At 42.4% G+C, this 14,336-nt stretch carries 15 protein-coding genes, 1 pseudogene and 2 riboswitches; of the genes and pseudogenes, 3 read left to right on the top strand and 13 right to left on the bottom strand.

The window, feature by feature from the left end; genetic code table 11:
* Window positions 1-54 precede the first annotated feature (54 nt).
* From F9802_RS01170 to F9802_RS01160, 3 genes and pseudogenes are all read right to left on the bottom strand, one after another.
* Entirely contained in the window at window positions 55-990 is a 936-nt protein-coding gene (locus tag F9802_RS01170; protein WP_152149317.1) for a restriction endonuclease, read from the bottom strand.
* Between the two features lie 209 nt (window positions 991-1,199).
* Window positions 1,200-2,639, bottom strand: a pseudogene (locus F9802_RS01165) (vitamin B12-dependent ribonucleotide reductase); the annotation flags it as partial.
* Window positions 2,640-2,958: 319 nt separating this feature from the next.
* Window positions 2,959-3,795, bottom strand: a complete 837-nt coding sequence (locus F9802_RS01160) for a lipoate--protein ligase family protein (protein ID WP_152149315.1) — start codon at window positions 3,793-3,795, stop codon at window positions 2,959-2,961.
* Between the two features lie 224 nt (window positions 3,796-4,019).
* Here F9802_RS01160 and F9802_RS01155 point away from each other — a divergent pair, with 224 nt between their 5' ends.
* Complete coding sequence (locus tag F9802_RS01155) at window positions 4,020-4,340, top strand: rhodanese-like domain-containing protein (protein ID WP_152149744.1); 321 nt, start codon at window positions 4,020-4,022, stop codon at window positions 4,338-4,340.
* A gap of 30 nt (window positions 4,341-4,370) precedes the next feature.
* Here F9802_RS01155 and gcvPB read toward each other — a convergent pair whose 3' ends face one another.
* From gcvPB to gcvT, 3 genes are read right to left on the bottom strand one after another with little or no spacing between them, the layout of a single operon-like run.
* Window positions 4,371-5,843 (bottom strand): aminomethyl-transferring glycine dehydrogenase subunit GcvPB, encoded by a 1,473-nt coding sequence (gene gcvPB, locus F9802_RS01150; protein WP_152149314.1) that lies wholly within the window; start codon window positions 5,841-5,843, stop codon window positions 4,371-4,373.
* A complete protein-coding gene (gene gcvPA, locus F9802_RS01145) occupies window positions 5,836-7,182 on the bottom strand; it encodes an aminomethyl-transferring glycine dehydrogenase subunit GcvPA (RefSeq protein ID WP_152149313.1) in 1,347 nt (448 codons plus the stop codon). The genes gcvPB and gcvPA overlap by 8 nt, the downstream gene beginning before the upstream one ends.
* A gap of 22 nt (window positions 7,183-7,204) precedes the next feature.
* Window positions 7,205-8,305, bottom strand: coding sequence for a glycine cleavage system aminomethyltransferase GcvT (gene gcvT / locus F9802_RS01140; protein ID WP_152149312.1), 1,101 nt, complete (start codon window positions 8,303-8,305; stop codon window positions 7,205-7,207).
* 101 nt (window positions 8,306-8,406) lie between these two features.
* Window positions 8,407-8,488, bottom strand: a riboswitch (glycine riboswitch).
* Between the two features lie 3 nt (window positions 8,489-8,491).
* Window positions 8,492-8,582: riboswitch (glycine riboswitch) on the bottom strand.
* Window positions 8,583-8,739: 157 nt separating this feature from the next.
* Here gcvT and F9802_RS01135 point away from each other — a divergent pair.
* Together F9802_RS01135 and F9802_RS01130 are read left to right on the top strand one after the other, a co-directional pair.
* The gene (locus F9802_RS01135) at window positions 8,740-10,440 is read left to right on the top strand and encodes a DEAD/DEAH box helicase (protein WP_152149311.1); all 1,701 of its coding nucleotides are present in this window, start codon (window positions 8,740-8,742) and stop codon (window positions 10,438-10,440) included.
* The gene (locus tag F9802_RS01130) at window positions 10,409-11,197 is read left to right on the top strand and encodes a YqhG family protein (protein ID WP_152149310.1); all 789 of its coding nucleotides are present in this window, start codon (window positions 10,409-10,411) and stop codon (window positions 11,195-11,197) included. Before F9802_RS01135 ends, F9802_RS01130 begins: the two co-directional genes overlap by 32 nt.
* Before the next feature lie 38 nt (window positions 11,198-11,235).
* Here the strand turns inward: F9802_RS01130 and F9802_RS01125 are convergent, their stop codons facing one another.
* From F9802_RS01125 to comGB, 7 genes are all read right to left on the bottom strand, one after another.
* On the bottom strand, window positions 11,236-11,406 hold the full coding sequence (locus F9802_RS01125) for a YqzE family protein (RefSeq protein WP_152149309.1): 171 nt from the start codon (window positions 11,404-11,406) through the stop codon (window positions 11,236-11,238).
* A 79-nt stretch (window positions 11,407-11,485) separates the two neighbouring features.
* Entirely contained in the window at window positions 11,486-11,866 is a 381-nt protein-coding gene (gene comGG / locus F9802_RS01120) for a competence type IV pilus minor pilin ComGG (RefSeq protein ID WP_152149308.1), read from the bottom strand.
* Window positions 11,863-12,318, bottom strand: a complete 456-nt coding sequence (gene comGF / locus F9802_RS01115) for a competence type IV pilus minor pilin ComGF (protein ID WP_191991725.1) — start codon at window positions 12,316-12,318, stop codon at window positions 11,863-11,865. The genes comGG and comGF overlap by 4 nt, the downstream gene beginning before the upstream one ends.
* Complete coding sequence (gene comGE / locus F9802_RS19475) at window positions 12,278-12,586, bottom strand: competence type IV pilus minor pilin ComGE (RefSeq protein WP_191991724.1); 309 nt, start codon at window positions 12,584-12,586, stop codon at window positions 12,278-12,280. Before comGE ends, comGF begins: the two co-directional genes overlap by 41 nt.
* The gene (gene comGD / locus F9802_RS01110) at window positions 12,570-13,031 is read right to left on the bottom strand and encodes a competence type IV pilus minor pilin ComGD (protein WP_152149306.1); all 462 of its coding nucleotides are present in this window, start codon (window positions 13,029-13,031) and stop codon (window positions 12,570-12,572) included. The genes comGE and comGD overlap by 17 nt, the downstream gene beginning before the upstream one ends.
* Complete coding sequence (gene comGC / locus F9802_RS01105) at window positions 13,021-13,344, bottom strand: competence type IV pilus major pilin ComGC (protein ID WP_225435089.1); 324 nt, start codon at window positions 13,342-13,344, stop codon at window positions 13,021-13,023. The genes comGD and comGC overlap by 11 nt, the downstream gene beginning before the upstream one ends.
* Window positions 13,345-13,361: 17 nt before the next feature.
* Window positions 13,362-14,333 (bottom strand): competence type IV pilus assembly protein ComGB, encoded by a 972-nt coding sequence (gene comGB, locus F9802_RS01100; RefSeq protein ID WP_191991723.1) that lies wholly within the window; start codon window positions 14,331-14,333, stop codon window positions 13,362-13,364.
* Window positions 14,334-14,336 lie beyond the last annotated feature (3 nt).

Raw genomic sequence — 14,336 nt, 5'->3', positions numbered from 1 at the left:
TGTTATCCTAAAGGCTTTTTATCCTCTAGTTCTTACAGTTGAATTTCTGTAAGCTCAGCATACATCTTCATTACACACTTGCTTCATAAATATAAGCAGTTCTTTTCTTCCACGATCTTCTCCAAATACGGCTTTGGATATTACTCTAAAATCTTTCACCCCAAACCTTTGATAAATTTCTTCTACCATCGGATTGATTGTGGGCTTAATTCTATTGAATTGCGCCTGTAAAATCAATTCTTTGTTTTGTTCGGCCCATTGAATAATATAGGTGCGAATTTCTGCATGAATACCTTCCCTCTTATGAATATAAGCTTGAGTTGCTATTTCTATAGCATATTTTCCAGAGCATTGTTGGCTACAGTATACCTGTGAAGATGTAATTAAAACTTCAAATTTCTCTATACATAATTTACATCTTCTTATTTCTCTGGGAGTTTTTATTTTCCCCTTTTGAGAAAGTCCAGATTTTCTAAGCCCTTCAATCATCCGCTCTTTAGATGCTGAATTTGATGCCCATAATTGTTTTGTATGTTCACCTATTTTTTTCTTAACTTCCTCACTATGTTTCATTTGGTAATGTGCATTTAATTCCCCTTTAGATGACTTGTTTATTGTCGTATCAAGAGAGCTATTCCATTTTGTAATTACGGAATTTAAGGAGAATGGAAGTTCGTTATACAGCTCAAGCAACTCTTCATAAGATATTAATACGCACTTAATATTATATATTTCTTCAATGGTATTTAAGATCTTTAGCGCATTTTCTTTTACTTTAGGTTCTCGCGATTTAATTTCCACTATTTTTTCAAGGTTGCCGTATTTATCGTAAAAAAAGAAGTCTGGCTTATATTTTTTATACCCGATATCAAATACTTTGTCCTCATAACTCCATGGTAAGGAAAAATAATCAAGATATACCGCATATGCATACTCATAAGAACTCCTTAAATAAAAGTTCTTATAGAATCCCGCGTAGCCTCTATTCATGACAGACACCCTTTCCAAATTCATAAGGACGTTTCGAGTATTGTTATTTACTTGTGTAATGTTGCGGTCTCGTGCGCACATTATAGTCTCTTTCGAGGATCAGTGCGTATGCGTTGCCCCTGACTAAAGCTTTACCTTTAGCCTTCGGTTCGGATTAGCATCTCAGCCTTCCCGCTTTATCCCGCAATGTTTAACGTGAGGCGAAATCCACCACACGGATTCGTTGCTACTACTTGCTGTCCATACGCTTTCGCATTCGTCATTTCGTTCGCATTATCAATAAAGAAAATGCCCGGTTCTGCTGAGTACGTTGCGCAAATGTTGATCAAGTTCCATAGTTCACGCGCCTTGATTTTGCGGTATGTGCGTACAGCATAGCCTTGTTTTTCCCATTCGCGGACGTCACCGACTTCGTGCCATTTCTCATTGTAATGAGCCATTTCTTCTTTTGTATATTTTTCAACAGCCGGGAAGCGCAGTTCGTATTCAGTGTCTTTTTCTACCGCTTCCATGAAATCTTTTGTCAAGCAGATAGAAATGTTAGCGCCTGTTAAGAAATCAGGATTATGAACGGTATACGTCCCGCCTGTTTTCAACTTTTCTTCTGCTTCTTTAATAATTTCAGCACTGAATCCGCCGTAGCCCGGGATGTGTTTGTAATTCACGACTCCTTGATACATCGCTTCTTCACGTTCAGTGAGCGGTTTGAAGTTCAGCTTGTCCTTCGCCGCTTTTTTAATTTGTTCATCTTCGGTATTTTCAAGCAAATAGCGTAAAATACGCGGATTTTGCATTTTGGAAATAATGAATTCTACGATATCCGGATGCCAGTCTGCCAGCATAATCATTTGTGCTCCACGTCTTGATCCACCCTGTTCCACAAGATGCGTTAATTTCGCAATGTCATCAAGCCAGGAAACTGACCCGGAAGATTTTCCGTTGACGCCTTTGGCGAGTGTGTTGCGCGGACGAAGGGTTGAGCCGTTTGTGCCGACTCCGCCGCCGCGGCTCATGATTTCCATTACTTGCTTGCGGTGTTCGGAAATGCCTTCGCGCGAATCGGGAACGAACGGCATAACGTAGCAGTTGAAGTACGTAACATCCGTCTGTGCACCCGCTCCGTAAAGGACACGTCCTGCTGGAATGAAGTTTAAGTTCACAAGTTCGTTATAAAACTTTTCGAACCATTCTTTCCGCTTCTCTTCTGTTTTTTCGACAGAAGCAAGGCCTGTTGCGTTTCTTTTGGCGATTTGCTCGTAGTAGATTTCGAGCGGCTTTTCAATCACATCGAGCGGACGGCGGATAATACCCGTTTCCTGTTCTTTCGGATCATCAAGCGCACTGCGGAATTCTTCATCCACAAGCACTTCCGCCTTTTTCTCCTGCCAGTCGATGCTGACGATAAAGCCAACTCCTCGTGCGGGAAATTTCGGATCTTCCTTAATCGTTAACACAACAAAATCGCCTTCTGTTAATGTGACTTTCTCCGTGTCTTTAAACGAATAGCGGTCGATCATTACGAGACGTGAAACCCCTTTGTGAGTGATTTTCATATCGGGGGTGACAGGATGGACTTGAGGAAAGACGCTGATGTCTTTGTTCAGCCTGTCGATGTTGAGGGACATATTCTTTTGTGACGCAACAGACATAATCACAACTCCTTTTCTTCTACAAGGTTCATAGTCATTTCAAACATTGTATTCATATACTTTGATCAAAAACTAGAACAAACACAATATATTGTGTTTGTTCTTCTTGATTCATTACTATATATTGAGTTAAAAACATTTTTTTGTCAAGTTGAAAAACAGCCGGATTTGCCGGTAAAAATGAATTTACGCTAGAAAAACCGCCATTATTCCCGAGAAAAGAAAAATTTTCACCGTTGCAGTTAATAGAAACCCCTGTTCGTTTTTCCGCAAAAAAAGAGAACAAGCCCGAAGGCCGGTTTCTCTTTTTCCTGCCCATTCACCTTTTAAAATTCCAATCATCAGAAGAATACTTTTCTATTGCGAGCCGCTCAATATAAGCCGTTTGCTCCTTTGAAAACTCAAGCGGTTCCAGCTCAATTTCCAGACCTTCTTCAAACCCTTTCTTAAATGCTTCGCCTGCCATTTGCAGCGTTATTTTATTCGAGCTGATGTCATTGACAGCCACGGCTTTATTTTTAAAGGCCTGCTGCATCCGCTCTTTCAAACGTTCATTCGGATATGTAAACAAACTGAACAGCTTATCTTCATCGAGATCGAGTAAAATCGACCCGTGCTGCAAAATGACGCCTTTTTGTCTCGTTTGCGCGCTTCCGGCTACCTTCCGCCCTTCGACAACAAGCTCATACCAGCTCGGCGCATCAAAGCAAACAGATGACCGTGGATTTTTCAAACTGCTTTTCTCTTCTTCTGTCCTCGGTATGGCGAAATAGGCATCTAAGCCAAGATGGCGGAACCCTTTTAAAATCCCTTCAGATATCACTCTATACGCTTCTGTCACGCCCGCAGGCATATTTGGATGCTCTTCTGTCACAATCACGCTGTACGTCAGCTCATGCTCGTGGAGCACGCCTCTTCCACCGGTCGGACGACGGACGAAACCAAGCCCGTGCCGTTTCACTGCGTCAAAATCAATTTCCTTTTCCGCTTTTTGAAAATAGCCGATCGACAACGCTGCCGGTTCCCAGCCGTAAAAACGGATGACCGGTGGGATTTTCCCTTCGCTGTGCCACTCTAAAAGTGCTTCATCCATAGCCATATTAAAGCTCGCCGATTGACGGCCGGAATCAACAAATTTCCAAATCTCTTTTTTCATCGTGACTGCCGCCTTCTTTATTATAAATTCAACCCATTTAGTGTATCAAAAGCCGAAGAAAAAACAAAGAAAAAGACACATGATAAACAGCTGTTTATTTCTTTTGATTCTTCACGTACCCGCGTTTATAATAGAGGTTAGCGCATGTTTACCAGGAAGGGGTGTATCCATTGCTCTATACAATAGCTGCAATATTAGGCGCCATTATTTTGTATACTTTATATATGTATTTTTCCCAAAAAAAAGCGGTCAAGCCGCTCTCGCAGGAAGAGTTCATTAAAGGCTACCGCAAAGCACAGCTCATTGATGTCCGTGAACCGAATGAATTTGAAGCTGGCCATATATTAGGCGCGCGCAACGTTCCGCTTACACAAATGAAAACGCGCATGAAGGAAATTCGTCCGGACAAGCCGGTTTACCTGTATTGCCAAAGCGGCCTTCGCAGCGGTCGAGCGGCCCAGACATTGTACAAAAAAGGCTACCGGGACCTTCATCATCTTGAAGGCGGCTTTAAAAAATGGACTGGAAAAGTAAAAAGCAAATAAAAAACTGCCTCCTTCGAGGCAGTTTTTTATTTATACGTTTTGTAATTCTTTTTCATAGCGAAGAACAGGTTTACGGGCAGCTGTCGTTTCATCAAGTCTGCCAATTACTGTTGTATGCGGCGCTTCCTGAACGATTTCAGGATTCGTTTCTGCTTCTTTCGCAATTCGGATCATTGCATCGATAAATGCATCAAGCGTTTCTTTCGATTCTGTTTCTGTCGGCTCAATCATGATGCACTCTTCTACATTCAGCGGGAAGTAGATCGTTGGCGGATGATAGCCAAAATCAAGCAGGCGCTTCGCCATATCGAGCGTACGCACGCCAAGCTTTTTCTGGCGTTTGCCGCTTAGAACAAACTCATGCTTGCAATGGCGGTTAAATGGTAAATCAAAATAAGGAGCAAGGCGGCGCATCATATAGTTCGCATTTAATACCGCGTACTCTGTCACTGCTTTTAAGCCATCAGGACCCATGGAACGAATATACGTATACGCACGGACGTTAATGCCAAAGTTTCCGTAGAAAGGCTTTACGCGCCCGATCGCCTGCGGGCGGTTGTAGTCAAAGTGGTAAACGCCCTCTTTTTTCACAAGCACCGGTTTCGGCAAGTACGGAATTAAATCTGCCTTGACGCCGACAGGGCCAGACCCTGGACCGCCGCCGCCATGAGGGCCAGTGAACGTTTTATGAAGATTTAAATGGACGACGTCAAAGCCCATATCGCCCGGGCGCGCTTTCGACATAACCGCATTTAAATTCGCACCATCATAATACAGCTTGCCGCCGACCCCGTGAATAATTTCAGCCATTTCCAAAATATTTTCTTCAAACAAGCCGAGCGTATTGGGATTTGTCAGCATGAGCGCAGCGGTTGTTTCGTCAACAACACGCTTTAAATCTTCCAAATCCACTAATCCGTCTTCACCTGATTTCACAGTGATTGTTTCAAAGCCGGCGACTGTCGCAGAAGCAGGGTTCGTTCCGTGAGCAGAATCCGGCACGATGACTTTTGTACGGTTGAAATCGCCGTTTGCTTCGTGGAAAGCACGGATCATCATCAGACCCGTCCACTCGCCGTGGGCACCTGCGGCCGGCTGCAGCGTGACTTCATCCATGCCGGTAATTTCTTTCAGGTGTTCCTGGAGGTCATACATTAATTCCATGGCCCCCTGCACCGTTTCTTCCTGCTGGAGCGGGTGAATATGAGCAAAGCCGTCAAAACGGGCCACATCTTCATTGATTTTCGGATTATATTTCATCGTACAGGAACCGAGTGGATAAAACCCTGAATCGATTCCGTGGTTTCTTTTCGACAGCGCTGTATAATGACGCATAATATCAAGTTCAGATACTTCAGGAAGCTCAGGTGCTTCTTCGCGCAAATATCCATCAGGCAAAAGTGCGGCTACGTCTGTTTCCGGCACATCCAGTTCAGGCAGACTGTAACCAATCCGTCCTGGCTGAGACACTTCAAAAATAAGCTCCTGGTCCTTCTTATTCATGGCTATCCCCCAATTCTTTAGCAAAGAGTTCAATTTCTTCTTTCGTCCGTAGTTCTGTGACAGCGACTAGCATGCATTTTTCCAATCCTTCATACGTAAGCCCGAGGTCATAGCCGCCGATGATGCCTTTTTCAAGCAGCTTTTGATTCACTTCTTTCACCGGCTTGTTCAGACGAACAACAAATTCGTTGAATACAGGAGTATCGAATACAATTTCGACACCGTTTTTCTTAAGAGACTCTCTCGCATAAAATGCTTTTTGCAAGTTTTGTACAGCAATTTCACGGACGCCGGCTTTGCCTAGTGCCGTCATCGCTACGCTTGCTGCCAAGGCATTAAGCGCCTGATTGGAACAAATATTAGACGTCGCTTTATCACGACGGATATGCTGCTCGCGTGCCTGCAGCGTCAAAACAAACCCGCGGCGGCCTTCTTCATCATGCGTTTGACCGACAAGACGGCCTGGTACTTTTCTCATTAACTTTTTCGTTACCGCAAAATATCCGCAGTGCGGCCCGCCAAATTGGGCCGGAATGCCGAATGGCTGTGCATCGCCAATCACGATATCAGCGCCAAATTTCCCCGGAGGCGTGAGCGCTCCTAATGAAAGTGGATTAGAAGAAACGACAAACATCGCTTTTTCGCCGTGTGCAGCTTTTTCAACTTCTGGCAATGACTCAATTGCACCGAAAAAGTTTGGATATTGAACGATGACTGCCGCTGTGTCACTGTCAACAAGCTCATTTAAGCGGTCGATATCGGTTACCCCGTCTTTATGAGGGACTTCCACTACTTCAATGTTTTGTCCTTTAGCATACATTCTCAACACGTCGCGAGATTCCGGATGAACCGTTTCCGACACGAGCACTTTCGTTCTTTTCGTCTGACCCGCACTAAGCATCGCTGCTTCTGCAAGAGCTGTGCCGCCATCATACATAGAAGAGTTGGCAACGTCCATTCCTGTCAATTCACAAATCATCGTTTGGAATTCAAAAATAGCCTGCAGCTCACCTTGAGAAATTTCCGGCTGATACGGTGTATACGCCGTGTAAAATTCAGAGCGGGAAATGACATGATCCACAATCGACGGTGCATAGTGGTCGTAGACGCCGGCTCCAAGAAAAGAAGCATACTCTTTTGCATTGGCGTTTTTTGCGGCCAAAGCACTTAATTCTTTTTTCAACGCTGGTTCTGCTTTCGCTTCTTTAATGTTGTACAACCCTTTAAAGCGTACTTTTTCAGGGATATCTTCAAATAACTCATCTATAGTTTGGACACCGACAGCTGAAAGCATTTCTTTTTTGTCGGATTCTGTCATTGGCAAGTAACGATGCTTCATAATTTTCCCCTTCCCTCTACTCTTATTTTGAACGTTTGTAAAACGGTGGCTTTACTGTTTTGGCCGCTAATTTTTTTCCGCGAATCTCTACAAACATTTCTTGCTCAGGTACGGCTAACTCGGCTTTTACTAAAGCGAGACCGATATTTTTCTTTAATGTCGGCGATTGGGTGCCAGTTGTGACATAACCCACTTCCTCATCGTTGGAAAACACAGGATAGCCATGGCGCGGAATGCCCCGGTCGATCATTTCAAGACCGATCAATTTTCTGGCAGGTCCATTTTCTTTTTGGGCTTTCAAAACAGCAAGACCGATAAAATCCGCTTTATTCGTTTTGACTGCAAAACCGAGTCCGGCTTCAAGCGGTGAAATCTCTTCTGACAATTCCTGGCCGTAAAGCACAAGATTCGCTTCAAAACGAAGCGTGTCGCGAGCGCCAAGACCGCACGGAACGAGCCCTTCTTCTTTGCCCGCTTCTAACAAATCTTTCCACAGCTTAGGTGCATCTTCACTCCGGCTGTAAATTTCAAAACCGTCTTCACCGGTATAGCCTGTCCGGGACACAAGCGCATGCACGCCGTTAATATTGACATTCTGACGGAATTTAAAGAACTTTATTTCACTTAAATCCACTTCTTTAACAAGCTGTTGCAGTATGCTTTCTGCAAGCGGACCTTGGATTGCGAGCTGAGCCCAGTCTGTTGATACATTATCAATTTGTACTTCGCCCGCCTGGTGCTGTTTTAGCCACTTAAAATCCTTATCCGTATTGGCTGCATTCACGACGAGAAGGTAATCTTCTTCAGCCAGCATGTAGACGAGCAAATCATCAATCGTACCGCCTGTTTCATTACACATCACTGTGTAAATAGCTTGATCAGGCTGAAGATTGGCCAAATCGTTCGTCATCATTTTTTGCAGGAACGCTAATGCGTCTTTTCCCTTTACCGCGATTTCTCCCATATGAGATACATCAAAAAGCCCTGCCTTAGTCCGTACAGCTTCATGCTCTTCTTTAATGCTTGAAAACTGGACAGGCAGTTCCCATCCTCCAAAATCGATTGTTTTTGCTCCGTATTCTTTATACGATTCAAACAGCGGTGTGCGCTTTAATTCTCCCATTTCCCTTCCCCCTTCATCATCTATTAGTTCATCGTCATTTTGCTGTCCATTCAATTATTTTTCCGCGAAAAAAAGACAGAGAACAGCTTATAAAAGTTGTTCTCTGTCCTTGAACCTGAAAGTTTCCCCTGATAAATCAAGGTGTCTTCTTTGGTGGTTTCGATATCGAAACACTCTCCAGAGGTGCGTCCAGCAAGAGTTCTTTTGCCTGAGAGATTCACAAAAAGCTTGTTTGCTCCTTCGGCGCTGTATACACAGTCTCTCCCCTCGCCTTCATTCGCTATATTTAATTAAAAAATGGGCATACTATGAACGTCCGTTTAGAAAAAAATAAAAACGTTCGGATTTTGCAAAATGACTTAATATTTAGTTCCCTTACATCCTACCATTAAAGATAAGGTTTCGGCAATATATTTTATAAAGGAGTTTTTGAAATGAACGTAGATATGTGTTTTAATCACGCATGGGAAGAAGAGTTAGAGAAAAGAATTGAGCAGGACGGACCATGGGGAAGCTGGCCGCTTTTTCAATCAACCGTAAAAATGGAAACACGAATGATGGTATCAAATTTCGAAGGATTGTTAGCTCCTGCTTTCTTGCCCGGGCTCACCGCTCTTCCCCATCAGCTTGAAGCAGCGAGAAGAGTGATTGAAGAAATGAATGGAAAAGCAATTTTAGCCGATGAAGTCGGCCTTGGAAAAACGATTGAAGCAGGACTTGTGTTAAAAGAATATTTAGTCCGCGGCCTTGTAAAGAAAGTATTGATATTGACCCCTGCTTCTCTCGTTTCACAATGGGCAAGCGAATTAAACAATAAATTCTACATTCCAGCTGTCGCTCAAAAAAAGCTGTACGCCTGGGATCAATATGACATTGTTATTTCATCAATAGATATGGCGAAGCGAAGTCCACATAAAGAAAAAATTTATGAGCAGAACTATGATTTAGTCATCATTGATGAAGCTCACAAATTAAAAAACCATAAAACAAAAAACTATCAATTCATTCGTCATTTAAAAAAGAAGTTTTGTCTGCTTCTGACGGCCACACCAATTCAAAATAGGTTAGATGAAATGTTTCATCTTGTTTCATTATTAAAGCCCGGTCATTTAGGGAATGAAAGTCAATTTAGCGAGCAATTTAAAAAAGGAGACCGTCAAGTACAAAATCACCATCACTTAATGAAGCTGATGAATAAAGTGATGATTCGCAACCGTCGGCAAGACACTGGTGTTGAGTGGGCAGCCCGTAAAGTAGATTCAATTAAAGTCGCTTTCACGGATAAAGAGCGCACATTTTATGATGCTCTCCAGCTTTTTGTCCGCAGCCAGCCGGAAGATGTCCGTTCTTCGTTCTCTTTGCTTACCTTACAGAGGGAAGCTTGCAGCAGTAAAGAAGCTGTTTTTTTCACTTTGAAAAACATGGCGAAAAAATGGCTTGATGACGGCATGGAACTGCCTGAACACTTTCAGCAAATTTTATCTCACATGGAACAAATCACACACAACTCAAAAGCGCAAAAAGCACTGGAGCTCATTCAATCTATTAATGACAAAGTAATTATTTTTACGGAATACCGGGCCACACAAATGTACTTGCAATGGTTTTTTAAACAAAACGGCATTTCCTCTGTTCCCTTTCGCGGCGGCTTTAAACGCGGAAAAAAAGACTGGATGAAACAGCTTTTTCAACATCAGGCGCAAGTCCTAATCGCTACAGAAGCTGGCGGCGAAGGACTAAACCTGCAATTTTGCCATCACCTAATTAACTTTGACCTTCCGTGGAATCCAATGCGGCTCGAACAAAGGATTGGAAGGATTCACCGTTTTGGACAATCAGAAGACGTACATATCTATAATTTCAGCATCGAAGAGACAATTGAAGATCGGATTTTGCAGCTGCTCTACGAAAAAATTCATTTATTTGAAAAAGCTGTCGGACAACTGGATGATATTTTGGAAAAGATGGAGATTCCAAATATGGAGGAACACTTGACCGATATATTCCAACATTCAAAAACAGAAGGAGAACTACAAGTAAAAATGAGAAACTTGGAAGCAGCGCTTGAACTCGCTAAAGAGTGGAAAGAAGGAGAGGAATCATTTGCTGAAAAACGAAATTCATCTATTTCTTGAAGATTATTTTAAAGCGGCGGAATGTACGTTCTTAGAAGAAACAGAAGGTTCACTTACTGTAAAACTGACGCCCGAACTTGATAAAGAGCTGATGAACCGACCTTTTTATTGGCATTATGCTGAGAAAACAGGCATGAAGGGAGAACCGCTGTCGTTAACGCTTATTACCGATCAAGATAAAGCGCCTGAAGGGCTGAAAGGTGAAAATGTCCATTTTGGCGCTCCCCGTCTGCAGCAAATTTTTCAATCAGCCAAGCGGCATGCGAGTTTTATCCGCCTATACGAACAGAAAGGATTTGGCCGTCAGCAGCCTCTCCATCCGTGGCTGTTAGTGAATATGAAAGTATCTTATGAAGCGGATCGCAAAAAAGACATTTTTTATTCGTACGGACTGAATTTAATCAACGGCTCGATTCAGGAAGATTTTATGAGTGCACTGAGCCGCAAATCATTATTATCAAAAATTCCTGATTTTTCTTTTACAATTACTCCTTTAATTAAACCTCAGAGCGGTGTCAAGCGGCTGCAGCGGTTTTTAACGGCACAAATTGAAAAAGAAAATCATGATTGGGCAGTGAAAGCGAATAAAAGGTGGGCAGAGGATTTAAATCTGCTCGATTGCTTTTATGAAGAAGAAGAGGAAAAGCCTGAAGCTTATTTTATCGAAAAAGCGGCTCTCGAAAAACAATACTCACCTAAAATTTACGCGGACATTATTAACGGCGGACTCATTTATTTGCAGCCGCAAAGCGGATGATTTAAGCCCGCTTTATCCATAGACAAAAGGCGCCGGCCTTACTTTTTATTAAAAAGCTGGCGCAGCGCCCAGGGAAGTAAACCGAACCACCTCGAAGAAAATGCAGAACGTTCAGCTTGTTTGCGCTGCCGTTTTTCTTTTCTTACTTGTTTCGGTTCATTTAAATAGCTAAGAAAAGTTTCCATAAAATATTTCACGTATTCGTTCATAAGCACCGCCTCCTTTGAACGGTGTCAGTTTTTCCAGTTTTCCTCCTTTTTAAACAATATACTTTCTCTGCTGTAACTTTTATTCAATCCACTGAACGATTTGACGTTCGGCCATATTATAAATGATTCTCGAAGAAAAGTACGTATCTGTTTTTAATGTTTTTAAATGAATGACGACTAATTCCTCTCCTTCATTCGGGGCGGCTGCGTATACAACTTCCCCGCGATCAGTACGAAAACTACCTGAAAGCGCTTCTCCTTTGTCCAGTGACGGAAGAACCTGCTGCAACGTCATCAATTCCATTACTTTTGTTTCGTAATAATCCGTTAAAAACAAAGCGGTTTTTTGCTTGCTTACAAAAATGCCTGTTCCAAACACAGCCGCTGTGCAAATGATAACAAAAAGCAGCAACACATAAGGCAGCAGCCCCCCTTTTTCATTGACAATCAAACTTTTCACGTTGCCCCTCCATCGAAAATACAAAATTGCGCTTTTTCCTTTTCTCCGTTTTTAAAAACGGCCGTCACGCACAACGCTGAACCGCACCAGTAAAATTGGACTGAGGAGATCTCTTGTAAAATCATTTCATGGCCTCTTCCGCCCACTCTTCTTCTGACACCTTCATTGTATTTCTCAATGGAAATAGTATCAGTATCGTGGACGAAAGTCAGTTTATCAGCTGCCGGCTGTATGGAATGAGACATATTCATCTCCTTTCTAAGTTGCAGTGCGAATAGCTCCCACTCTAATCTTCTTTCCGGATCAAGCCGCTCTTCCACCCGAAATACCGCTCCATATACGAGGGGGAAAAGGGCTGCGACGCTAATAAAAATCAGCAAAACGAGCAAAGATTCCACCATCGTAAAGCCGTTATTGTTTTTTAATACAAGCCGCTTGTCCTGAAAATTCATAACAAACCGTTGCTTCCGATGTTTCCCAGGAAATATCATACCTCTCCCCTTCTCCATGATAAGTAAAGTGAAAATTCTTTCCTTCAAGCAGCCGCTTTTCTCCTTCTTCATAAAGAATTCTCATACCTTTTTGTTTTTCCCAAAGCGCTTTTGATTGACCTGTCATTTGCATCATTAATGGCAATAGAAAGACTGCCAGCGTAACAAGCACCATCAGTGAAAGCAAGCTTTCTGCAAGCGTAAAGCCTTTTTCATTGTTCTTTAACATAAAACCTCCCCTTACCAATTTGAAAAATCAAAGAAATATATTGATCTTGATACTTGAAGTGAACAGTGCCAAAACTGCTCGTATTCCCATTAGGCAAAAAAGACAGCTTAGCTAAAGAACCGTTAACGTGCCTGATCGAGTCGGGCATGTTCCTTTGAATCAGCATGACAGAAGAAGCGGTGACCGGATGGATAGAATAGCGGTCACCTGCAGGCAGAAACTTCACTTCCACTACATCCTGCTTAGCAATAGCATACGACTGTGCCAAAAAAAGATCGGCCTGCAGCTGGTTGAAAAATTGTTTCTTTTCAAAATTGGCCGCAAGCTTTGGCAATGGAAGAACAGTTACAGACAATAAAACGAGCATTATTGAAAGAATCAGCAGCATTTCGAGTATCGAAAATCCTTTTTCACTTTTTAAAAGTAAAATCATTTTATTTAACAATCGACACTTCTCCATCCGCACCAATCTCTAATGTATCCCCATTCGGACAAGCTGTTTCACCACTTCGCAAATAGCCGCTCGTGACCATATCTGCGATCGAATTCGGAAATTCTTTCAAATCAATTCGGTAAGCTTGCACCTGCCCTTCTACCATATGTTTAAAAGCGGTACACCCTTTGCTATTGATGTTATTGCTTTGTTTCGCTACGTTCGGAATGGCTACAAATAATAGGACAGAAATTACTAACAAAACGATCATCATTTCTATCAGTGTAAAACCAGACTCGTTTTCTCTTAACTTTTTTTTCTTCACGACTTCTCCCTCCAATATTAAATTGATCCGACCATTTGAAACATTGGCAGCATGACCGATAAGTAAATAGCAATCACCACTAAACCGACGAATAAAAAGATAGTGGGCTGCAAAACTGCCAGCCATTTTTTTATATTTTTTTCAATTAACGTTTCGCAAAATTGACTAAAAATGAGTAATTCCTGGGCCAGCCGGCCGTTTGTTTCACCATGACGCAGAATCCGGGAAAGCTGCGGGACAAAGCAAGATACCTTCTCCGCAGCTTCCGCAAATGACTGGCCTGTTACCAATTGGCTTTTCATTTCTAATGCAATATGTTTCAACATTGGATGCCTCGTTTGTTCTTGTAAAATATGCAATACTTCATTAACAGCAAAGCCACTTTGCAGCAAATAAGACACTTCTTTCGCAAACATTCGGGTGAACAACAAGGAAAAATAAGCAGAGACGACTGGAATTTTCATTAACAGCACAATCTTATTTTTTGGGGTCTGCCTCTGGTAATGGAAAAATGAAAAAAGAGAGCCAGCCAACAAGCTGGCTGCAGCTAAAATGATGAGAGAAGGAGCCTTCTGTAAAAAGGCAATAAGGAGAAACGTTCCTCCGCTCGGAGTAAAGCCAAGAGCGGAGTATAGTTCTTCAAATCGCGGCATCAAAAAACTGTTAAGAAGAAACAGCAGCATAAACAAAAGAAAAAGTAAAAAAAGCGGATATTGCAACAGCTTCGTTAACTTTTCTTTCGCTTGTTCCGCCTTTTTCCAATGCTCGCCAGCGTACGTCAATGTCTCTGGCAGACGGCCGTGTTTTTCCGCGAAGTACACTTGAAGGCAAATCATTGATGGAAAGTCTAGCATGTGGAGAATTTCATTTAAAGGAGTGCCGGCATTTAATTCAGAATGAATTAAGCGAATGGATTCTCGATGATTGCGATCAAAATTCATCAACAGAAATTCGAGTGCGTGGCTGATTGTAAATCCTTGATGCAGCATTTC

Source organism: Bacillus aerolatus (assembly GCF_009183655.1).
Taxonomy (GTDB): domain Bacteria; phylum Bacillota; class Bacilli; order Bacillales; family Domibacillaceae; genus Pseudobacillus; species Pseudobacillus aerolatus.
Note: the sequence above shows the minus strand (reverse complement) of the source record. Positions and strands in the feature narration are given on the sequence as shown.

What these genes read in the sequence shown, in the direction of transcription:
- F9802_RS01135 (WP_152149311.1), top strand. Translation starts at nt 8,740, where the DNA reads ATGAACGTAGATATGTGTTTTAATCACGCATGGGAAGAAGAGTTAGAG.
- comGF (WP_191991725.1), bottom strand. Translation starts at nt 12,318, where the DNA reads ATGAATTTTCAGGACAAGCGGCTTGTATTAAAAAACAATAACGGCTTT.
- F9802_RS01125 (WP_152149309.1), bottom strand. Translation starts at nt 11,406, where the DNA reads ATGAACGAATACGTGAAATATTTTATGGAAACTTTTCTTAGCTATTTA.
- gcvPB (WP_152149314.1), bottom strand. Translation starts at nt 5,843, where the DNA reads ATGAATAAGAAGGACCAGGAGCTTATTTTTGAAGTGTCTCAGCCAGGA.
- comGB (WP_191991723.1), bottom strand. Translation starts at nt 14,333, where the DNA reads ATGCTGCATCAAGGATTTACAATCAGCCACGCACTCGAATTTCTGTTG.
- gcvT (WP_152149312.1), bottom strand. Translation starts at nt 8,305, where the DNA reads ATGGGAGAATTAAAGCGCACACCGCTGTTTGAATCGTATAAAGAATAC.
- comGE (WP_191991724.1), bottom strand. Translation starts at nt 12,586, where the DNA reads ATGTTAAAGAACAATGAAAAAGGCTTTACGCTTGCAGAAAGCTTGCTT.
- F9802_RS01160 (WP_152149315.1), bottom strand. Translation starts at nt 3,795, where the DNA reads ATGAAAAAAGAGATTTGGAAATTTGTTGATTCCGGCCGTCAATCGGCG.
- F9802_RS01170 (WP_152149317.1), bottom strand. Translation starts at nt 990, where the DNA reads ATGAATAGAGGCTACGCGGGATTCTATAAGAACTTTTATTTAAGGAGT.
- gcvPA (WP_152149313.1), bottom strand. Translation starts at nt 7,182, where the DNA reads ATGAAGCATCGTTACTTGCCAATGACAGAATCCGACAAAAAAGAAATG.
- F9802_RS01155 (WP_152149744.1), top strand. Translation starts at nt 4,020, where the DNA reads ATGTATTTTTCCCAAAAAAAAGCGGTCAAGCCGCTCTCGCAGGAAGAG.